19 protein-coding genes and 2 pseudogenes are annotated in these 19,825 nt (G+C 50.4%); 5 read left to right on the top strand and 16 right to left on the bottom strand.

Annotated features, from left to right (window positions below; all coding sequences use genetic code 11):
* Positions 1-243 precede the first annotated feature (243 nt).
* From THECO_RS03470 to THECO_RS20955, 4 genes are read right to left on the bottom strand one after another with little or no spacing between them, the layout of a single operon-like run.
* Positions 244-1,242: a globin-coupled sensor protein gene (locus THECO_RS03470; RefSeq protein WP_015253684.1), complete on the bottom strand. Its 999-nt coding sequence runs from the start codon at positions 1,240-1,242 to the stop codon at positions 244-246.
* Positions 1,239-2,237: an HD-GYP domain-containing protein gene (locus THECO_RS03465; RefSeq protein ID WP_015253683.1), complete on the bottom strand. Its 999-nt coding sequence runs from the start codon at positions 2,235-2,237 to the stop codon at positions 1,239-1,241. The genes THECO_RS03470 and THECO_RS03465 overlap by 4 nt, the downstream gene beginning before the upstream one ends.
* 40 nt (positions 2,238-2,277) lie before the next feature.
* Positions 2,278-2,637: a response regulator gene (locus tag THECO_RS03460; protein WP_015253682.1), complete on the bottom strand. Its 360-nt coding sequence runs from the start codon at positions 2,635-2,637 to the stop codon at positions 2,278-2,280.
* Complete coding sequence (locus tag THECO_RS20955; protein WP_083883061.1) at positions 2,615-3,019, bottom strand: GGDEF domain-containing protein; 405 nt, start codon at positions 3,017-3,019, stop codon at positions 2,615-2,617. Before THECO_RS20955 ends, THECO_RS03460 begins: the two co-directional genes overlap by 23 nt.
* Positions 3,020-3,079: 60 nt before the next feature.
* On the opposite strand from THECO_RS20955, the gene THECO_RS03455 reads away from it, so the two are divergent.
* Positions 3,080-4,381 (top strand): IS1380 family transposase, encoded by a 1,302-nt coding sequence (locus THECO_RS03455; protein ID WP_015253681.1) that lies wholly within the window; start codon positions 3,080-3,082, stop codon positions 4,379-4,381.
* Positions 4,382-4,534: 153 nt separating this feature from the next.
* Here the strand turns inward: THECO_RS03455 and THECO_RS03450 are convergent, their stop codons facing one another.
* From THECO_RS03450 to THECO_RS03435, 3 genes and pseudogenes are all read right to left on the bottom strand, one after another.
* Positions 4,535-4,861 (bottom strand): GGDEF domain-containing protein, encoded by a 327-nt coding sequence (locus THECO_RS03450; protein ID WP_157373510.1) that lies wholly within the window; start codon positions 4,859-4,861, stop codon positions 4,535-4,537.
* A gap of 641 nt (positions 4,862-5,502) precedes the next feature.
* Positions 5,503-6,489: a transposase gene (locus THECO_RS03445; RefSeq protein WP_015253680.1), complete on the bottom strand. Its 987-nt coding sequence runs from the start codon at positions 6,487-6,489 to the stop codon at positions 5,503-5,505.
* 118 nt (positions 6,490-6,607) lie between these two features.
* Positions 6,608-7,348, bottom strand: a pseudogene (locus THECO_RS03435) (transposase); the annotation flags it as partial.
* A 184-nt stretch (positions 7,349-7,532) separates the two neighbouring features.
* On the opposite strand from THECO_RS03435, the pseudogene THECO_RS20950 reads away from it, so the two are divergent.
* Positions 7,533-7,718: pseudogene (locus THECO_RS20950) on the top strand (helix-turn-helix domain-containing protein); the annotation flags it as partial.
* A 189-nt stretch (positions 7,719-7,907) separates the two neighbouring features.
* Positions 7,908-9,058, top strand: a protein-coding gene (locus THECO_RS03425) for an IS3 family transposase (RefSeq protein ID WP_198285773.1) whose coding sequence is annotated in 2 segments (ribosomal slippage) — positions 7,908-8,154 and positions 8,154-9,058 — 1,152 coding nt in all. Because the reading frame shifts where the segments join, the coding sequence is not laid out codon by codon here.
* A 614-nt stretch (positions 9,059-9,672) separates the two neighbouring features.
* On the opposite strand, the gene THECO_RS22150 is transcribed toward THECO_RS03425, so the two are convergent.
* The 3 genes from THECO_RS22150 to THECO_RS03415 form a co-directional block, all read right to left on the bottom strand.
* Positions 9,673-10,581, bottom strand: a complete 909-nt coding sequence (locus THECO_RS22150; RefSeq protein ID WP_232427737.1) for a hypothetical protein — start codon at positions 10,579-10,581, stop codon at positions 9,673-9,675.
* Between the two features lie 180 nt (positions 10,582-10,761).
* A complete protein-coding gene (locus THECO_RS22145) occupies positions 10,762-11,184 on the bottom strand; it encodes a hypothetical protein (protein ID WP_232427736.1) in 423 nt (140 codons plus the stop codon).
* 440 nt (positions 11,185-11,624) lie between these two features.
* Positions 11,625-13,661 carry a serine hydrolase gene (locus THECO_RS03415; protein WP_015253673.1) on the bottom strand — a complete coding sequence of 679 codons (2,037 nt, stop codon included), beginning with the start codon at positions 13,659-13,661 and terminating at the stop codon, positions 11,625-11,627.
* 171 nt (positions 13,662-13,832) lie between these two features.
* On the opposite strand from THECO_RS03415, the gene THECO_RS03410 reads away from it, so the two are divergent.
* Positions 13,833-14,555 carry a response regulator transcription factor gene (locus THECO_RS03410; protein ID WP_015253672.1) on the top strand — a complete coding sequence of 241 codons (723 nt, stop codon included), beginning with the start codon at positions 13,833-13,835 and terminating at the stop codon, positions 14,553-14,555.
* On the top strand, positions 14,539-15,957 hold the full coding sequence (locus THECO_RS03405; RefSeq protein ID WP_015253671.1) for a HAMP domain-containing sensor histidine kinase: 1,419 nt from the start codon (positions 14,539-14,541) through the stop codon (positions 15,955-15,957). Before THECO_RS03410 ends, THECO_RS03405 begins: the two co-directional genes overlap by 17 nt.
* Positions 15,958-16,010: 53 nt before the next feature.
* Here THECO_RS03405 and THECO_RS03400 read toward each other — a convergent pair whose 3' ends face one another.
* The 6 genes from THECO_RS03400 to THECO_RS03375 all read right to left on the bottom strand — a co-directional run bounded on the left by THECO_RS03400 (position 16,011) and on the right by THECO_RS03375 (position 19,729).
* On the bottom strand, positions 16,011-16,400 hold the full coding sequence (locus THECO_RS03400) for a DUF5367 family protein (protein WP_232427735.1): 390 nt from the start codon (positions 16,398-16,400) through the stop codon (positions 16,011-16,013).
* An 8-nt stretch (positions 16,401-16,408) separates the two neighbouring features.
* Positions 16,409-16,996 carry a TetR/AcrR family transcriptional regulator gene (locus THECO_RS03395; RefSeq protein ID WP_015253669.1) on the bottom strand — a complete coding sequence of 196 codons (588 nt, stop codon included), beginning with the start codon at positions 16,994-16,996 and terminating at the stop codon, positions 16,409-16,411.
* Between the two features lie 140 nt (positions 16,997-17,136).
* Positions 17,137-17,943: a VanZ family protein gene (locus tag THECO_RS03390; protein WP_269724209.1), complete on the bottom strand. Its 807-nt coding sequence runs from the start codon at positions 17,941-17,943 to the stop codon at positions 17,137-17,139.
* Entirely contained in the window at positions 17,856-18,218 is a 363-nt protein-coding gene (locus THECO_RS03385; protein WP_015253667.1) for a PadR family transcriptional regulator, read from the bottom strand. The genes THECO_RS03390 and THECO_RS03385 overlap by 88 nt, the downstream gene beginning before the upstream one ends.
* Before the next feature lie 22 nt (positions 18,219-18,240).
* The gene (locus THECO_RS03380) at positions 18,241-18,633 is read right to left on the bottom strand and encodes a hypothetical protein (RefSeq protein WP_157373509.1); all 393 of its coding nucleotides are present in this window, start codon (positions 18,631-18,633) and stop codon (positions 18,241-18,243) included.
* Between the two features lie 154 nt (positions 18,634-18,787).
* Complete coding sequence (locus THECO_RS03375; RefSeq protein WP_015253666.1) at positions 18,788-19,729, bottom strand: D-alanyl-D-alanine carboxypeptidase family protein; 942 nt, start codon at positions 19,727-19,729, stop codon at positions 18,788-18,790.
* Between the last annotated feature and the right edge of the window lie 96 nt (positions 19,730-19,825).

The raw sequence follows: 19,825 nt of genomic DNA, 5'->3' as shown, positions 1-19,825 counted from the left end.
TGACACTGCCCCTAAAAGTCCAGTGAAATTAGGTTAGTTGTAGCCGTCTAACCTGCATGTAAAATAGAAAAACACCCCATACAACGCCAAAATTAGGAGGTCTGACACCGCCTCCGTCATTACGGATTTCGGTTTGCGCATGCCAAACCCATAAGCCTAACATAGACGCGCTCCTACACTGATTCTCGAAATTCGCTAGGAACCGATTAAGCTGCCCATTTTAACGAAGCTCTTTCTGAAGTATCATTTTATATTCTCAAGTTCATTTGTTACATTTTCAATCATGTGAACGAAAGACGCCAGTTCCTGCGAACTTGCCGCTTGGTGTTGAGCAAGACTCGTCGTTTTTTCCGAATCCTGCATCACTTCACTGAGCATGTTCGATATTTCCTTAAGGGTAGACTTAATGGTTTCCAGTGATTCTCTCGAGTGAGCTGCAAGTTTTCGTATCTCGTTCGCAACTACGCCAAATCCTCTTCCATGCTCTCCAGCATGCGCTGCCTCAATTGCCGCATTTAACCCCAACAAGTGAGTTTGATCAGAGATTTCCTGTAGTAATGACCCGACTTTCTGAATGTCATCGATCTTGGTATATAAAAGCTCAATCTTCTTATTTACTTTCTCTTGTATTTCAGCAGTATGAATCGCAGAATCTGCAATAGACTGACTGCTCCCGCTTAATTGAACTATCATCGCCGCAAGGTCTTGTACGGCCTGATTCACTTTGATAAGCGTTTTTTGACGCTCCTCGTAAAGAACTTGGATTTTCTGTTGTTCTTCAAGTTCGTAAGCTTCAAGAACGAGTTGCGAGTCAAAATTAAACATCTTCGATAACGACAAAATGATTTGCATCCACTTATCAGGTACAATCCTTTGGAAATTCTGAACTGCGATATCTAAATACAACATATAGGTACCAAGATACCAGTCTGCTGTTAACCCGATTCTAGAATGCAATTTTCCAATGTTAAGACGTCTGTCTATGAACTCCATATCAATTTTCCCATCAACCATCGTCATAAAATACCAGCGTTGTGTCTGTTTCAGCCTTTCAATAGTACTGTGAGCATCAATTATCTTCGCAAGCTCTGGTTGCTCGTATATCGTAGCATAAAGCTGATTGACAACCGTCTCGGTAATTGCTTCAAAATGTTCTCTTTGTTGGCTTAAAAAAGCTAGATCATCTTCTGTAATACCAATATAGCGTAATTGGTTTCTTCTTTTCTCATCAACATTAATCATAATGAAGCCTCCTTGCAACTGGTAACCATATCCACAAAACTATCAACAAGCTCAGGATTAAAGGAAATACCTTTCTGTTTAACCAGATAGTCAGTAGCTTTTTCCTTTGACCAAGCTTCCTTATACGCACGTCTGCTTGTTAATGCATCGTATACATCTACAATGGAAACAACTTGCGCTTCAAACGGTATCTCGTTCCCTTTTAATCCGTGAGGATAACCCGATCCATCCCATTTTTCGTGATGGTATTCAACAATAGATTTTGAGATATGAATCTCTTGTCTGAAAAGTTCATCATCCAATTCGTTCAGGATTTTATTTAATATGTCAACCCCGATGAGAGGATGCATTTCGATAATACGCCTCTCATACCGAGTTAATTTTCCTGGCTTATACAGAATTCCTTCTGGAATCCCTGATTTCCCGATATCATGCATGATACTTGCGTTGGTGATTTGAAGAATATATTCTTCTGACAAACTTAATCCATGTGTTTCATTGTGATAGCGAAGAAATTTGTTTGTGAAATCCTGTACGCGATCTAGATGTTCTTCAATACCCGGATCTCGTATTTCACAAGAGAAAGCTAAGACCCTTAAAATCTCATTCTGAATTTTGGACTTTCTATTTTCAGAAACATAGACCCCGTCGGAGATCTGCCCTAAATCACGAAAAACTCCAACATAATACCACTGATCTTCGAGTTCGATTGGTGTTATCGTAATATAAGAGTGCCAAAGCTCCTTATTTCGCTTCCTATTTATAAATACCCCCGACCACGGATTCTTTGGGCCTAACTCCTTCTTCATTTGGGTATATGTCTTTTTGGGTGTTAAACCCGATTTTAATATTCCGGCCTGCAAACCAACAATCATATCTCGCTTATACCCAGTGACTTCTTCGAACTTCTTGTTGACCTCAACAATTTTATGGTGGGTATCTGTGATAATCACTGCATCGGCTAACATTAAAAAGTAGGATAATGCAAGATTCATGTTTACACCTCAAAGAAAAATCTCGCAATGAGTACTTGTATTAACCAAGAACCTTGGTTACGGCTTCCATAACTCGATTATTTTGAAAAGGCTTGACTATAAAATCTTTAGCTCCTACTTTTATAGCGTCCAACACCATGTTCTGACTCCCCATTGCACTGCACATGATGATCTTCGCATGTGGATCAAAAGAAATGATTTCTTCAACAACCTTAATCCCGTCCATATCAGGCATCGTAATATCCATGGTTACAAGATCGGGCTTAAATTGTTTATAGGTTCGTATAGCTTCTTCACCGTTTGCGGCTTCAGCAACAATTTCATGTCCGAGTTGGGCAAGAATGTTCTTAAGCATCATCCTAAGAAATGCCGCATCATCAACAACCATTATCCTGGCCATAATACCCCTCATTTTTACATTTTTTATTCTGGTACATATACTTATCTGCGGTGCTCACTAATTCATCCAAGTTCTCACCATTCTGAGGATATAGTGAATATCCAATTGATAAGGAAATATCTACTGTCATAGCATGGAACAATGAAACCAGTTCTTTCTTTAACCGATTAAGAGTCATTTCAAGATCCCCTTGCTCTTTAATAAGTTGAAAAACAATAAATTCATCTCCTCCCCATCTTATAACGTGATTCCTGTCATTGAACACATCCATCAATAGGTCAGCTACAAGCTGAAGTACCTGATCACCAGTTTTGTGGTCATAATTATCGTTAATCCTGAATTTCGAAAGTACGACTCTTTGAAAACGTGAAAAGGGCTCCAAATCTTTGGTAGAATGGTGTTTGCGAAGACAACATCACCCAAAGAAAGGAGCACCTTTTAGGTGAAGTCTACCACACCCGTCAGCAAAATCAAGACCGAATTTTCCTTGGAGAATGCAACCAGCTTCGGTGGCGTCAAAATCTTTTTGGAATACTTGGAGAAAATCAAGCTTTCTCAGGCATTACGCGGATTGTCGTGTGTGAAAGCTCGCAACTCATTATTTCCGGTTTATCGCATTCTGCTTTACCTCATCGTTGGATGGATGCTCGGCTGCGAGCGGCTCTTTCATTTTCGCAAACTGCAGCACGACTCGCTTCTCAAGCAATTTCTCGGCGGTCGATGCCCGCACCACACCTTGCTGTATAAAGAACTGATTCGTATGCGAACATCTTGCCCCCACCTGCGATCGGAACTGCGAACGCTCAATCAGACAGTCATTCAGCCCTGCCTGCCGTCAGCGCTCATCCTGGATCTGGACTCCACGGTGGAAACCGTATACGGCGATCAGGCTGGCGCTGCGAAAGGCACGAACCCCCATAAGCCCGGCCGCAAAAGCTACCACCCGCTGCTGGCATTTGAGGGGCAGTCCCGTCTGTGCCTGAATGCGGTCCTCCGATCAGGGAACACGCATTCCTCTACGGATGCCGCTTCGTTCTTGAACGAAACATTCGAACTCCTTGGCAAACGCCCGGTGAAATATGCCAGATTCGACAAGGGCTTCGGCGGCGAAGATTTCTATAGCCTGTGGGAAAGCAAGAACATCGGCTATGTCGGCAAGTTGAAGTGGACAAAGCGCCTTGCGGCAGAGGTTGCGGCCTGCCGGTACTGGAAACGATTTGTCGATGAAGACTGGATCATCGAAGGGATTGCACTGATCTACAAGGCGACATCCTGGAAAAAGCCTCGCCGCGTTGTAGTTATACGCAAAACGCAAGTCATCGAAGACGGGCAAGCCTGTCTGGTGCTGGACACCGATTGGCAATATGAAGCGATCGTGACCAATCTGGAATGGGAGCCGATTGACCTATGGCGGTTCTACAACCAGCGCTGCTCAATGGAGAACTATATCAAGGAAGCCAAACATGGTTTCTCGATTAACCGGATCGCGACCAGCGATTTTGAGGCGAATGAAATCGACCTGCTCATCAAGCTGCTGGCGTATAACCTGTTCGAACGGTTCAAGCGTGACTGCTGTGAGCCGGTTCATCAAGGTTACACGATTGCCCGTTTCCGGCTGGAGTTCTTTCATTGCGCCGCGACGCTGATTCGGCACAGCCGCAATGTGATTCTCAGGTTAGCAAAAGATTTTGCAAACCGGCATGTCTGGAAGCGAATCGAAGCCAGAATCGCCATACTGGAATGACTTCTCCCTTAATTTTACATGGAAACCGAGAAGCCTCTTCAATGGGGAGGGGGAAGAACCATCCGCATATTGCTGATCTGGTCTCGCTTCGCTGGGACATTACCCTTTTTCTTACAGCTCATGTGCCGCTCGGTTCAAAACCGATCCTTGATATCATGGGCTTTCGAAATTCAGGTTAATGTATTTGAAATCATCAATGTCGATAACAAAAACAGCGATCTTATACGAACCTCCATTTGCTTTTAGTTGCAATTTTCTAAATACCTTATGAAGGTTACGAATATTTCGCGTGCCAGTCAACGGATCTCTTTCCGAAACGTATTTAAGTTTGTCATACTGATAACCCAACAAAAATGCCGTCGCCAAAGTCACTATGAAGAATAGAACATGCACAATCTTTATGTTATCGATGATAACGGAAAAAATCAGTGCATTGACCACTGACAATAAAGATAATACTCCTCGCCCCCAATATTCCATTATAGACAGTTCCCCTTTTACGTTTTCCTGTAGTGCTTGAAAGTAGTACTATAGAACTATACACTCAAAAGAAATGATGGTTCCATTACAAGCTCTAGAACTAGGGATTTAGAATTTGAGATAAATCAGACTCAGTTAATGTTCGCAACATATTTCTATAAATGGTAAAGATATGTCGACCCCTGACTGACGACATTGGACAGAAAAACTAGAAATTCATTTTTATTGACCATATATAAATCCTAAACCTAACTTAATAAGAAACTAAAAACTTTACCCCGATTACCTTGAGGGTTTAAACACTCTAACAACCGCAATATTGTTAATTATAATACACGAATTATACTTCGCCAACTATAATCTATAATAAAAAGTTCACGTACTGAATAACATAAGGGAAACAATGCAAGGCAAGGAGTTGTTTCCCTCTATGAAATTAACATGAAATCGGAATGTGGATAACTCAAATCTGTGGATAACCCGTCTTTGTCCCCAGAATCCCCGTTCAATGCGGGTTCTGGGACTGGATTTTGAATCTTCTTGCTTTCAGGCGGGAGTGCTAATCGCTTTTGGGCAAACCCAAAGAAGACCCTGATTTTACAGGTTCCAAATTCGTCATGTTGAGGCAATGAATCGATCCGTCATGCCACTTGCTGAACGAGTATGAACCGTTCAGCCAACGCTCTAAGCTTGTGTTGCATGGTGTCGACGATGCCAGCGAGTGTCGGATTCGGCGCAAGCCGGATATGCTGGTATCGGCCGGAGCCGACCACATTGGCGGGCACCCGGATCACCGTCCGGCGAATCGTTTGGACTTCGCAGCGCTTGAGCGATTCAGGCGTCAGCGTCTGCTTGAACCAGACCATCACGTTGTAGGCGATGGCTTTGATCCAACTGAACAGCAGGTTCCGGAGCAGGGAATGCTGGCTGTTCTGTTCCACCGCATAACCTTCTTTCAATTCATCAATGCGATTCTCGATGTTGGCCCGCTTGTTGTACGAGCGAAGCAGCGGCAAAGGCTTGAGATCGGCATTCGTGACGATGGCTTGGAAGGAATAGGTCGTAAGCGCCATCGTCAATTGGTCATCGGTCGTACGCTCGGTTTCGTGGGCTTCCCGGTAGATGACGCAGCGCCGTGCTTTCTCCCAGTTGGTGAGGAGAATCGGGATGTCGGCAGCAGCCCAACGATCGTCTTCGGTCGCGAACGCGATGTCCTCTTGTTTTTCCGACAGCGTTTCCCAGAATGCCGGATGTTGCTCAAGGTAGGCAATCGCCTTCTTCACAGTGGCCTTCTTCGGCAGTTTGAAGATGTACTGCCACCCCCGTTCTTCAGCGTACGCCATAACAGCGTCATCGGCAAAGCCGCAGTCGAGCAAGTACACGTGTTTGCCGGTTTGGCGATCCATGTACAATCTCCGCTTGAAGCGAATGTTGCCAAACACCGTATTCACGCTGGTCTCCCGTTCAGCCTTGACGCGATACCGCTCTCGATCCCTTTGCTCCAAAATGATCTGATCCAACATCTCCAGCGTGCTTCTCATCGCGTCGACGAACATGTCTTGCATCTTTCTGAACATCCACTCTTCAAGCTCTTTCATTGCAGGAATGGCTGTGGTAAAGTGCTGCATAGGAGCCTCCTCCTTTGAGGGTGTTTTTTTGCCAAATTCCACTCTACCAAAGGAGAGGCTCTCTTTCTATGTCCGCTTTTTCCAATCTTTACCCCAACGCTAATTTTACTCTAACGTCGGCCCGGATGCCTTCGATGATCCATTCCGGCGGCAACATCGCCTCGATTTCTTTAACGAACGAGAGCAGATCCTTCATGCCGTTCGTGTTGCCGGGATTCACTTGCAAGTGGATGAGCTCGCCGCTTCCGGCGATGAAGGCAACCCGGATTTTGTATGAGGGGCGTCCGTGGTAACGCGGATTGTAGCCGTTTGTTGCGCCTTCTTGTTCACCGAACAGCGTGATGACCGTATCGTCGATGTCGATCCAGACCAAGCGCTTTTCGCCCGTCCGCGCCTTGCGTGCCAGCAAATCCCGATTTAAGGCGACAAGCTGAATCAGATGGCTCCAGGAAAGCTTGCCCAAGAAGCCGCGGAAGGTGCTTTCGTCAGGAAAGCGGTCGACACCGGTCACGATCTGGTAACCAGGGTCCGACTGCAGGGCATTCATATGCGAAAAACGCGTGTGGCCGAGCAGCGCGCAGTCCAGCAAATGATCGACAAGCTTAGAGGCTGGGTAGACACAGTTGGCTTTTTGCTCCAGATGGAAGTGATCTTCGATCAGGGCATCCAGACCGATGAGTTCCTTGAACCTGGCAAGGAACTGGAAGTTGCCGGCTTCCGTGACGGTGTTGTTGTCGAATGTGACCGGTCTCAACTTCTTCACGATCTGTTTGATTCGGCGACGCTCCGCAAGAATTTCCATTCGGCGTTCGCGGCGTGTTTTTTGTTCTGGCGCATGGTTCGTTGCTTGTGGTACCATGTTGTTAAGGACACTCCCTCTCGTCGGTTATTCAGTGGTGGTTTAACCTTTGACAAGAGGCTTGCAGTGTCCTGTTTATTTTGCAAAAAAATTAGCAACTTTTTATGACGAAGAAACACTATCACGACACGGATCTTTCAACTTTTGATAAGGTTACTTTCCGATTTCATGATTAAAGGATGTTAGAAAAAAAAGAGGTCTTAGTCAAGAAAAGATTAGTCGTATTGTCAATATTTCCTTGAAGCATTATCAGAACATTGAGCATGGCATCACCATGCCTACTGTGAATATTGCTCTACATATCTGCGAAGTGCTTGATGTTGACCCCCGTGAGATCGATGAGTGGAAGGATAGGCGTCCTTCTGTTTAGGGAGTCCACAAATAACCCATGTAATAATAAACAAAATCCCTTCTCTGGTCTGTCGACTTTGGGTCACATCAGTCAAATTCATTAAAAAGGGCACTCCATTTTCATATGGGTGCCTGATGCTAGACTGAATAGTGGACACCGAGAATCGAGAATGCGACAATAAATTCAGCAAAATCGAGGTGTCCGAAGATGAGTCAAAAGTATGACAAAGACTTCAAAATCCAAACCGTGAGGATGATCCAGGAACAGGGAAAACCGGTGGCACAAGTCGCTCGGGAACTGGGTGTATCCGACAATACCTTGTACCGTTGGATCAGCGAATTCAAACAGGATCCGGTCAACGCTTTTCGCGGCAGCGGCAATCTGAAAATGGAGGAAAAGACCTTCCTCGACATGCAGAAACGAATTCGCCAACTTGAGATGGAGAATGAGATTCTAAAAAAAGCGATGCACATCTTCGCAAAAGACCGGAACTGATCTTTTCGTTTATTCACAAGCACCGCTCCAAGTATCCGGTGTCGGAGATGTGCAGGATTTTGAATGTATCCCGGAGCGGTTATTATCAATGGACCCGGCGCAAGGAAAGTGAACGGAAAAAACGCCGCGAACGGTTAAAACAGCAAATTAGCCGCATCTTCCTGGAATCGCGCCGTCTGTATGGCAGTCCGAAGATCGCTCAAGTCTTGCGCCAGCAAGGGATGCGGGTGTCCGAGAAAACCGTCGCCCGCATCATGCAGGAGTTGGGGCTTAAGTCGCGCACCGTCCGAAAATACAAGGCGACGACGAACTCGAGGCACAACCTGCCAGTGCATGACAATGTGCTGAATCAGCAGTTCACAGCGCAAGCTCCCAACCAAGTCTGGATGGCGGACATCACGTACGTTCCGACAGACGAAGGATGGCTCTATGTCGCGAGCGTCATGGACTTGTACACGCGCAAAATCGTAGGCTGGCACGCTGATGAGCGGATGACCAAGGAACTGGTCTTGCAAGCTCTGGACCAGGCTTACAGCCGTCAGCGGCCCAAAGGTAAGGTTCTTCATCATTCCGATCGGGGCAGCCAATACGCTTCCCATGAGTACCAACAACGGCTCCTAAAATACGGGATGAAGGGCAGCATGAGCCGCAAGGGCAACTGCTACGACAACGCCTGCATCGAATCGTTCCACAGCATACTCAAAAAGGAACTCGTTTATCTGGAAAAGTTCAAGACCCGCAAGGAAGCGCAAAGCAAGATTTTTGAATATATCGAGTTTTTCTACAATCGCAAACGAGTCCATTCGGCGATCGGGTATCTCACACCCATTCAATGCGAACAAATGTACGATTATGTTGCGTAATTTTCTCGATTCCATGTGTCCAATCTATTGACAGAGGTCCAGTTTGTTCAGGGCCCTGATTGATGACGTCTGCAATTTGTTTCAAGTCCAACAGTCTGATGTTCGGGCTGTGCTGGTCGTCAACAACAACCGCGGTAAGCATAGACTAACAGGTTGGCGTTGGGGGCGTCCCTGTACTCCTGACCAGGAAAGGATGGATTATAAAGCGATCGACGTGTTCCTTGAAACAGAGAGAACGTATCCAATCTGGGAAAAGGTAAAAGAGCACTTTGACCATTCGGACTCTGACACTTTGCTGTTTTCAGAAACGAAGGGTCATTTCGCCTGGGCTGTCTGATTGCGATCGCAAATTCAATTGATGTCGAATCTCACATTAACGAGTGGGAGCAGATTGTAAGACCGTTTACGATGCTCGGGCATATGGACAAGCTGGTACAATTTGTCGTAAACTATATAGGAGCTCGGAATTAAGCAGTCGTTCTGAGTCCGAATGAGGGGTGAATGAGGCAGAAATGTCGATGAAGCGGCGCCTATGAAAGCTGTTTTCAAGAATGTGCATGCCAAAGAACCCTCAAAAGGGCATTTTTTAAAAAATGCTATGAAGTCCTTTGGCGTTAAGCTGCCGCCAAGCCTTCCAGCCATTGCTCGACAGAGACGAGCTGCTTCTGCTTCTTCGCTTCTTCCAGCCACGCGTCGGCATGCTGGCACATGGCGATCAAGTACACGCGAATGTTCCAGTGGCGGGAACTGCGCCCGCGCGAAGCTTCCAGGTTGTAATCGACTTTCTGGCGCTTGATGCAACGCTCCACTCCGGTTCGCAGCGCGTAACGCTTTCTCCATTCCTTGCTGTCACGGCGGATGCGCGGGAACAGGCGCGGGTTATCCGCGGTGGATGTGTAGAACGTTCTTCCATAATCGGAAGGCGAGCAGGGAGTCGGGCATTCCCATTTGCCGACTTTGGCGGGACAGCGCCATTTGATGCGCTGTCGCCCGGAACACTTGCCCCAGCAGACCATCTTGCGTCCAATGGGGCAGACAGGAACGCCATCGGAGCCAATTTTCATTTCATTGTATACCGTATGCCCGGAACGCCTGAGATTCAGGTCGATGATGGCGGAAACATCATCGTGTTCCAGCATGGTATAGATCGGGAGGGCGTCGTGGGCCGAATCCAGGAGCGCCTCTCCCACCTTCCAGTCCGAGTACCAGTGACGCAGCTCGCGGTAGCCGCAGATCCATGACACCGAGTCATGTTGGCTGGCGCGAAACAATCGCGGGTACACGGGCAAATTGTAAGGACTGTCGGCTGCGGTGAACATGTAGAGCGTACGCCCGTAGTAATATTTCTCGCGATAGCTGTCCCAGCCCCAATCGGCATCCGGATCGGAAAATTGCCGTTTGCAGGAACATTTCCAGTTGCCCGACTGGCGGCAATCGCAAAGGAACTTGCCGTAGGATCGCGCGCCGGTTTCAACCGGAGAGCCGTCGCCGATGACGCGAAAAGAACGGGTATCGCCAAGCAATCCTTTTGCCGCAGAAGGCAGGACAAACAGGGATTGGAACAACTGTTGCAGCAGGTCGTGCTCCTTGGGGGCGTAGTGGATCTTGCCCTCGCGCAGGATGCGGGAGACGAGTTTCTCCGTAATCTTGGGGTTTTTGGGCTCTTGCTTTTCGTTCTTTTTTGCCCTTCTTCCGCGGCTTCTTCAAGCGGCGTTTGACGCGCCCGGTCTTATGCGGAGTGGATGCCCGCCAAAGCCGGGGAAAAAGTCGTAGAACGTTCCGACACCCGGCGTCTCACCGGGTTTAAAGCCGCAGACAATGGCATAGACCGGCGTCGTTCGCAGCGCGACGACTCCGTCATCGACACTGAGCCCGAGCTTGGTGAAGAGCAACATGCAGCGGAGCATGTCGGCGGGATCGTGGGGCTTGCGGCCTCTGGGATTGGAGGAGTAAGCCGAACGCATCAAGGAAGCGGTGGCGGACAGATCGATCGGCGTGATCCAGAAGATCAAGTCGCGATAGAAGTGTTGCAAGAACAACATGGCTTCCGGGGTGTCGAACTCCTTGCGCAGTTGATCGCTTACGAAGGTCAAGTAGTCCTGGTGAGAACGAGAAACGATTTTCACACAATCACCCAATTTTCTAGAGATAGGCAGTAAAAAAATGCCTTCTCGGCGATTGTTGGGGAGTTTCGAAAATGTCAAGAGGAAAGTTTGTTCGCATCCCTATTTTGGGGGTGAAACAATAAAGGACCCTGGCCAGAAAGCTAGAGTCCACAACGGAAATGAATTTCCGAGAAGCTTAACTATAAATAAGGAGGGAGGGTTCGAGATGACCAACTTGTTCAATCGAATTTTCAGCACGAACAAGAAAAGACGCGTCATGGTCATTCACAAGGTGAAACACTCGAAAAAGCCGGCCCTCACGAAAGCTACACATGGAACAGTCATCCTTCGAGGAAAAATTGAACAAGACAACATGATCGCTCGATAGGTCTTACATATGAAATCCCCCTGGTTCAAATGAACCACGGGGATTTTTTTGTGAAAGGCGTGCTGTATGCGCATCAGAAGAACATGCTGATCTGATAGATCAACGCCGCCGCTTCCTGGCGGGTCATCGGACGCTTCGACTGATAGTCGACCGCTCCGCTTGCGTCAGGCTGCACTTCCGGACCGTACAGCTCATAAGCGACCATGTTCATCACGGCTTCGGCGGCCCATTCATCAGTCTCGTCCGTTACGGGCGCCTCCATCGGCTGGAAGCCGAGCTGCGCCATCAGCCGCCAGATGATGACGGCCGCTTCCTGCCGGGTGATCACCTGATCCGGATGGAAGTCGCCGGACGGCGTCCCCGTCACCAGCAGCGCGTCCGTCGCGGCCTGGATCTCGCCGGCCAACGGATGGCCTGCAATATCACGGAACCACGGCGCCGGACTATTGTAACCCGGAATGCCGAGCCAATCGAGCACCCATGCGATAAATTCGGCGCGCGTAATCGGTTGGTCCGGCGCGAACGTGCCGTCCGCATTGCCTTGCACAATCTGCAGCTGGTGCAGGTAGTTAATGTACGCGGCGTAGGGATGCTGCGCGTCGACATCGCGGAAAGGCGCCGGTTCGGGCATCTTCTCCGACCAACTGACGATGTTGGCGCGGCTGTACATATACCGGATCTCGCCGCTTTCGCCTTCTTTGAAGGCCACGGGCGCGCCTTCCTCGTCGAGGAACAGCAGCGGATCGATCTGGCGGAGCTTCTGCCGGCCCAGCATATTTTCCGCCGTCAGCTGCCCGTCGTCGCCGACGTAGACCCGGGTGACGACATAGCCGACGCGCAGATCGCGATACAGGCCTTCGAAGCGTTTCAATTGTTCGGCCTCCGATGGATAATCGGCCGGCTGTCCGGCAGCCGGGAAGTAATGGTTCATGAATGCCTTGAAGAAAAGCTCCCGCGCATCCGTCATGTCATCATTTTCGGTCTTGTTGTAGGCGATGAAGATGCCGATGTTCTGCTCCGGAAGCAGGTACATCCAGGACGAGTAGCCGGGAAGATCGCCGCCCTTGCCGACAACGGACTGTCCGTTGAACGCCTCATGGAACGCAAATTCGAACCCGTACCCGATTTGCGGCACTTTCGGGTGAATGCTCCGTTTCGGCGTCTGCATCGTCCGGATCGTTTCCGGCTTCAAAATTTGCGCGCCGTCCAACGTGCCGCCGTTCAGGAGGGCCAGCATGAACCGGGCCATGTCGCTGCCGGTGGATACGATGCCGCCCTGCGGGTTTTCGACCGGATTGATCGAATAGAAGGGCAGCGGCACATTCTGATCCACATAAGCGGTTGCCAGCCTGCCCAGATTTTCCTCCGTGACCAGCAGCGAGGTATGCTTCATGCCCAGGGGCTTGAACAGATGCTCCTCCAGGTATTGCGAGAACGGCATGCCCGTCACGCGTTGAACGATATACCCTTGCAGCATTGAAGCGTTGTTGTCATAGATATACGCTTCGCCCGGCTTGCGGACGACGGCGGGCAGATACGTTCTGACATAGTCCTCCAGCGAATCGGCTTCCTCGGGATCGAACTTGATCAGGCCGCCCGGCGGGGAATCCACCCGGTCGAACCCGGTCGAATGGGTGAGCAGATGTTCCACGGTAAGGGGCGTGTTCGTTTTGTTTTCCAGCCGAATGTCCCCCAGATAGCGCCGGACGTCTTGATCCAGCGCGATCTTCCCTTGCTCCACCTGCTGCATGACCGAAACGGCGGTGAACACCTTGGTGATCGAGGCGAGGCGGAAAAGGGTGTTCTCCGGATCGACGGGCACCCGGTTCTCCAGATCCGCGTAGCCGTAACCTTTCGCAAGCCAGACATCGCCGTCCTTGACGATCACCAGCACGGCGCCCGGAATTTGCTTCTCCATGATTTCGCGCTTCTGGAAGAAGTGATCGGCAAACGCCTCAAGTTCTTCGGGGTCCGCAAGTCCGGGCGGCTGCGGCGGCGGCGAATCCGCCTCCTGCGGCGCGGCATTCGCGCCGGCCAACGGGATGAACAGCAATGCGAAGATAAGCACGGGCAACAGAAACATTTGCCGGACAATCCTCGGGTTCTGCATCTCTCTCGCAATCCTCCTGTGATGAAATCGTCAACTACCGGTAAGGGGCATCTTCATTCTACCGCCGCAGACTTTCAGGCAACTTGCCGCAATCTTAAAATTACCTTACACGGAAGGAGAGAAGCGCCGGGCGTATAATTGATTTTCTGAACCATGCAGGAGGGAAACCGTGTGCGAAAAAAGATACTGATCGCGGATGACGAGCCGGATATCATCGAATTGCTGAGGATCTTCCTGGAGTCGGAACAGTTTGAACTCATCGAGGCGCACGACGGACAGGCCGCCTGGGAGCTGATTGAGCGGCATCAGGTCGATCTCGCGGTGATCGACATCATGATGCCCCGGATGGACGGTTTTCAACTGATCCAGCAGATTCGCAAAGCCTGCAAGATGCCGATTATCATCCTGTCCGCGAGAAATGAAGATGTGGACAAGATCAAAGGCCTTGGCATCGGCGCGGATGATTATATGACCAAGCCGTTCAACCCGCTCGAATGCGTCGCGCGGATCAAGGCGCAGCTGAGGCGCTATTACGAGTTCAACGATTCCGGCGCGGGCGACGCGGATGCCGTGACGTCGATCGGCGGCCTGACGCTGGATCACCGCGCTTGCCTTCTCTACAAGAGAGGACAGCCCGTCGCGCTCAGCGCAACGGAATACAAATTGCTGAAAATGTTCACCGACGAGCCCGGACGGATTTTCACCAAGAAGCAGATCTTCGAGCGGGTCTGGGGAGACACCTACATTGCGGACGACAACACCATCATGGTGCAGATCAGCCGGCTGCGCGACAAGATTGAAGACAACCCCAGATCCCCGGTTTACCTGAAAAACATTCGCGGTCTGGGGTACCGGTTCGCGAAGAGGGAAGAACTGGATGAGCAGACGAAATAGCATTTTTTACGCCTTGACCCGCAGTTATGTGTTCTTCGCCTTCACCATTATCCTCCTGGATGTCTTCCTCTTCGCGCTGTGGCAGCAGCGCGTCGACCGCAAGCTGTTCGATGCGGCCGTGCCGATGATCCGGGCGAGCGAGGTGGTGCGGCCGGATTACCGGGACATTCCGTCGGACACGATTGAGCGATTCGAAGGCTGGGTCGAAATTCTGGATGAACAGTTGCGCGTCGTGTATGTCAAAGGGCGCAAGCAGGATCAAACCGATCAATACACATTGCCGGCGATGATGGACCTGTTCCGCGACGGAGAGGACACCCCCTATTGGGTAAGCATGACACCCTTCCGGACCGTGAACGGTGAAGCTCATTACTGTCTGGTGAAGCTTCCCAAGAGCCATCTGTCGCAGCATTTCGCGGTCAACAACATGACGGACCGGCAAGTCGCCGACTTCATGAAATGGTCGATCGGGATGCTGGCCTTGTTCGTCCTGCTGCTCGTGCTGAACGTGTACGGCTACAGCCGCTGGACGGCGGCCAAGTTCACGAATCCGCTGAGCGCCATCGCGGCGGGCATTCGCAGCATCGGAAACGGGAATTACAAGAAGCGGCTCCGGTATGAGGCGAATTATGAATTGGCGGTCATCCAGGAGCATTTCAACCTGATGGCGGACCGGCTGGAGAAAGCGGAGCAAGAGAAGCAACGGTTGGAGGAAAACAAACGGCGGATGCTCGTCGACATTTCCCATGATCTGAAAACGCCGATCACGACCATCCAGGGGTATGCGAAGGCGCTGCAATTGGGGCTGATCCGGGATGAAGCGAAGATGCAGCGGTATCTCGCCCTGATCCATGACAAGGCGGAGCTGGTGACGGAACTGATCGAAGAGGTATTCGAGCTGTCCAAACTGGAAAGCCCCGATTACAAAATGACGACCGAAGAGCGGGACCTGGCGGAGTTCGTCCGCCAGCTTGCCGCCGACTTCTACGATCAGTTCGAGGAGAAAGGGATGGTGTTCAACTGGAAGATTCCCGCGCACGAGGTGAACCTCTCGTTCAATCCCGGCCTGCTCTACCGGGCGATTTCCAATTTGCTGTCCAACGCGATCAAGTACAATCCCGGAGGGACGGCGGTCCGGCTGGAGTTGGAAGATGCGTCCGATCATGTCGAGCTGGTCGTATGGGACAACGGCGTCGGCATACCGGCCGAATTGCGGGAGCGGGTGTTTGAAGCCTTTGTGCGCGGAGATGCGTCGCGCAAAAGCGACGGCGGCACGGGGCTCGGCCTAACGATTGCGAAGAAGGCGATCGAATGGCACGAAGGTGAGCTGACCCTTGAATCTTCCCCGGGAAACACGCTGTTCCGGGTCAAACTGGCGAAGCGCTTTGCCGGCAAGATGTGACCCGGGCGCGCGGCCCGCACGGATGGACCAAAACGGCGGCCATGCCGTTCTGGTCATCGGGTGCGGGCGATTTTCTGTTGAATCATGAAAGGGATGAACAAATACAAGGCGTAGGCAAACGACAGCCAGGCGGTAAACGCGATCACCCGTGCTTCGTCCAATTGCGGAAAAACAACGGGATGAAAAGAGATCGAGAAGGTGTCCAGCGCCAGCCCGATGATCGTCCCGATCACCCCGAACTTGAGCGGCGCATCTTTCGAGCGATCGAACTGCCGATAAGCCTGCGTGACGCCCCACAGTACGGCCGCCGTTCCGATCAGGAGCAGGATCGTGCTGATAACAAAGGCATTTGAACGGGGAGGAAAGAGCACGTATTCGCCGAACAGCCTGAAAAACAGTGTGGCAAACAGCCAAACGACAAATCCCCACATCGCGGTGAACAACCCGTTTCTCATTTCTTGCCCTCCTTGTCGGTCAATGCGCTCAGCCCTTTCAGGAAATGCTCGAACTCGCGGTAGATGCTTTCGACGGGAAAGTCCTTCTGCAGCACGGCCTGCAAGGCCAACCCGTCAACCATCGCATTGATCAGGATGCCCCACGTGTCCCGCGACACCCCTTCGATCGGGGAGGCCGCCCACAAGCCGGACAAATTGCGGGACAGCGCTTCGTTCTCCATCGCCATGATTTCGCCCAGCTTATGTCGGATCTCTTCGTTGTTGAAGCCGGAAGCGACAAGCGAGAGGAACAATTTGTGAAAAAACGAGTCGTAGGAGCAGCGGCTCCTCGCCGACGCCAGGGCGTGCGCGATCGCATCTTCTTTCGGCCGGGCGATCTCCTGCCAGCTGGTTTCGCAAATGTCCCGGACGATCGCGAGCAGCAACTGCTCCTTCGTGCGGAAATGATAGTAGATCGTTCCCTGCGTCACGCCCGCCGTCTCCGCCACCGCCCGCAAGGTGAACTGTTCGAGGCCTTTCTCCACCAGACACTCTTTTGCGTATTGAATGAGTTCCCGTTTGCTGACGACATTCGGTTTTGCCATCGGATCAGCACCTTTGTTAGTTAGTCATCTGACTAACTCAATATTAGCATACCGGGATGAGCTTGACAAATGCGAAACCTGCTGCCGGATGCGGCAATCACGGCAGCAGGCTTCACGGAGCGGGCTTCGGTCCCACCGGCTTAATTCGCGATTTTCCGGAAGGAACTTCCCTTGGACAACGCAAGCAGATGTTTCATGATCGTAATAAGCAAGAAGCCGAGAACGCTTCCGAATGTATTCAGCAGGATATCGTCAACATCGAATTGCCCGATTCGCAACCCGTACTGCAACGTTTCAATCGCGAAACTGAGGATCATGGAATCGACGATGAGCTTCGACAGTTTGCCGTATCTTCTGAGCAGCAGCGGAAGGAAAAATCCGAGCGGCAGGAAAATCAGGATATTGCCCAGGGTGTTATGGATAATGACACTCATATCGTAACGGTGGGCTCCCGTCAAATATTCCATCGTATTATGAAACGGGATGAAGTTCGCATTCAGCTTTAACACTGTCTGGCTAAAATATCCCTCCGCTTCGGACGGAATAAAAAAGTAAGGGTTCCTTGTCGTGTCCACAAAGCGTGTGATGATGCGTTGGAAGAGCAGCTTGTACAAGACGACGAAGGCATACAGCGCAAAACATATCCAGGCACCCGCCCTGAACGCTTTCTCATACGGGAACATGGACGCTTGCAGGCCCCGGGTCAGTTGTTTCGGTTCCCCGAAGCTTTCCAACGCTTTCCGTGTCGCCTCTTCCTCGGCAAGGCCTTGGCGCAAGTATTCACTTTTCAATAGTTGAAGATGATCGCGCATTTCATCCATGATGTCTCGTTTCTCTTCCTCGCTGCAGTTCAGTCGGCTTACAATGCCGCGGATATAGGATTCGATGTTTTGATCCACTGGACTCCCTCCGAACAGACTTGAATGAGATGGTTGATCTGGTTCCATTCCCGCAGTTTCTTCTCCAGCACGTTCTTCCCGGCTTGCGTAATCCGGTAGTACTTCCTTCTTCCGCCGCCCTCGGAATCTCCCCAATAAGACTCGATCCATGCTTTGTTTTCGAGCCGCTTCAAGGCCGGATACAACGTGCCTTCGCTCATGTTGTAGAGGTCGTCGCTGTATTCTTTCAAGGTCTTGACCATTTCATATCCGTACATATCGCGCCTGTGGATCAGGGACAACAGGAGAATGTCGATGCTTCCTTTCATGATCTCCTTATCCATCATCACACCTCCCTTTCCCATCCTATCCTGTTTGCATTGTAACACTATAATGCATCGCATTACAAGGGTGTGGGCATGACAGGCCGCTGTTCCAGAACACCCATGTGCCGTTCGTACCGTAAATCCTCCCGAACACCGCAAGCAGCAGCGTCGTGAGCATAAAAGCCGAAAGCAGTACGGCTTTGCGCCCATGCTTCGCCGTATATTGCAACAGATGGCCATGCCTCGCGCGGTCGGTGACGATAAGCGGGGACACCAGCGTCAGCACCGCCAGGACCGACAAGATGGCCAGATTGACAGAATAGGCAACGGTATTTTCATAGACATACTCGTTCATGATGTTCCGGTATTCTTCGGTTTCCCTGATGGCGGCTAGCCGGTCCTTTTCCTTCTGGCTTGCGGCTTCCGACATCATGGACGGCAACGTATATTGGAGAAAATGGTGATACCGGGTTGTTCCAGATGTGCCTCTCCATCTCGGAAATCAAAGTTTCGCGGGTTTCCCGCATAAATGAGTCATATTCGTCCGCTTCCAGCGTCGGGCCTTTTCTTTACTAAACATTTTAAGATTATTTTGAAATACTTTCTCCAAGTCTATTATAGACAACCATCGCATCTCTAATATTATACTGCCCGGAATGGTGATCCCCTTTTGCGCCGGCCGTAATCAAGATATATTCCTGGCCGCCGACCTTGGCGAGACTTGCCAGGCACAGCCCGGCTTCGTTGGTATATCCGGTTTTTCCGCCCAAAATTTCTCCGCCGCTGATGTTACGACTGTCCAGTTTTTCGAACATGGTGCTATGAAGGGTTATCCCTCCAGGATGCTTGTTCGTAGGTTGTGTGGCATGGCGAGGCGTAGTAAAAATCTTCCGGAACGTATCATTTTGTAAAGCATAGTTTAAGAGAATCGCCAGGTCTTCGACTGTTGTGTAGTGATTGGCATCGTGAAGGCCGGTGGCATTCTCAAAATGGGTGTTGTCCATCCCGAGCTCGGCCGCCTTTTGATTCATCAGCATCGCAAAATTCCGCTCCGAACCCGCAATATGATCCGCAAGCGCAACGCACGCCTCGGCGCCGCTTGAAAGCAGCACCCCGTATAAAAGATCAATCGCCTTCACCATCTCCCCCGCCTCGAATCCGGCCAAAGAAGCATTGGCGCTGTAAAGGCCGTCAAAAGTGTAATGCGTCAGTTGTATTTCTTCCTCCAAATCCGTCAAATTTTCAATGGCCACAATCGCGGTCATCATTTTGGTCAACGAAGCCGGAAAAATCTTTTCCTCACTATGTTTGTGCAACAGCACAGCTTGATCGTTCAAACGGACCAAAATGGCATGGGGGCTGTACAGTTCGTCAGCGAGTGACGTTACAGACTTCGCGTACCCGGGGCGTGCATCGTCATTTGGTCCGTCTGGAGCGGAGAAAAATTTGGATACACAGGCAATTACGACAGCCAACACGAAAAATCCAAATATTCCCGACCTTTTTCTTCCGGCCATGCGAATCATCATAAAATAACGCTCCTTTCCAAAAGTATTATGAACTTCAGGAAAGGAGCGATGCTTGAACTCTCTCTTATGAATTCCTTGAGATTTTCTTAAGCTTGG

The sequence above is a fragment of the Thermobacillus composti KWC4 genome, assembly GCF_000227705.2.
Taxonomy (GTDB): domain Bacteria; phylum Bacillota; class Bacilli; order Paenibacillales; family Paenibacillaceae; genus Thermobacillus; species Thermobacillus xylanilyticus.
Note: the sequence above shows the minus strand (reverse complement) of the source record. Positions and strands in the feature narration are given on the sequence as shown.

Bases quoted from the DNA above. Each gene is read 5' to 3' on its own strand.
- THECO_RS03395 (WP_015253669.1), bottom strand. From the start codon at position 16,996: ATGGCAAAACCGAATGTCGTCAGCAAACGGGAACTCATTCAATACGCA.
- THECO_RS03465 (WP_015253683.1), bottom strand. From the start codon at position 2,237: ATGAATCTTGCATTATCCTACTTTTTAATGTTAGCCGATGCAGTGATT.
- THECO_RS03380 (WP_157373509.1), bottom strand. From the start codon at position 18,633: ATGATGTCGGAAGCCGCAAGCCAGAAGGAAAAGGACCGGCTAGCCGCC.
- THECO_RS03385 (WP_015253667.1), bottom strand. From the start codon at position 18,218: ATGGATAAGGAGATCATGAAAGGAAGCATCGACATTCTCCTGTTGTCC.
- THECO_RS03390 (WP_269724209.1), bottom strand. From the start codon at position 17,943: ATGGAACCAGATCAACCATCTCATTCAAGTCTGTTCGGAGGGAGTCCA.
- THECO_RS03375 (WP_015253666.1), bottom strand. From the start codon at position 19,729: ATGATGATTCGCATGGCCGGAAGAAAAAGGTCGGGAATATTTGGATTT.
- THECO_RS03450 (WP_157373510.1), bottom strand. From the start codon at position 4,861: ATGGAATATTGGGGGCGAGGAGTATTATCTTTATTGTCAGTGGTCAAT.
- THECO_RS03445 (WP_015253680.1), bottom strand. From the start codon at position 6,489: ATGCAGCACTTTACCACAGCCATTCCTGCAATGAAAGAGCTTGAAGAG.
- THECO_RS03460 (WP_015253682.1), bottom strand. From the start codon at position 2,637: ATGGCCAGGATAATGGTTGTTGATGATGCGGCATTTCTTAGGATGATG.
- THECO_RS03405 (WP_015253671.1), top strand. From the start codon at position 14,539: ATGAGCAGACGAAATAGCATTTTTTACGCCTTGACCCGCAGTTATGTG.
- THECO_RS03415 (WP_015253673.1), bottom strand. From the start codon at position 13,661: ATGCAGAACCCGAGGATTGTCCGGCAAATGTTTCTGTTGCCCGTGCTT.
- THECO_RS03470 (WP_015253684.1), bottom strand. From the start codon at position 1,242: ATGATTAATGTTGATGAGAAAAGAAGAAACCAATTACGCTATATTGGT.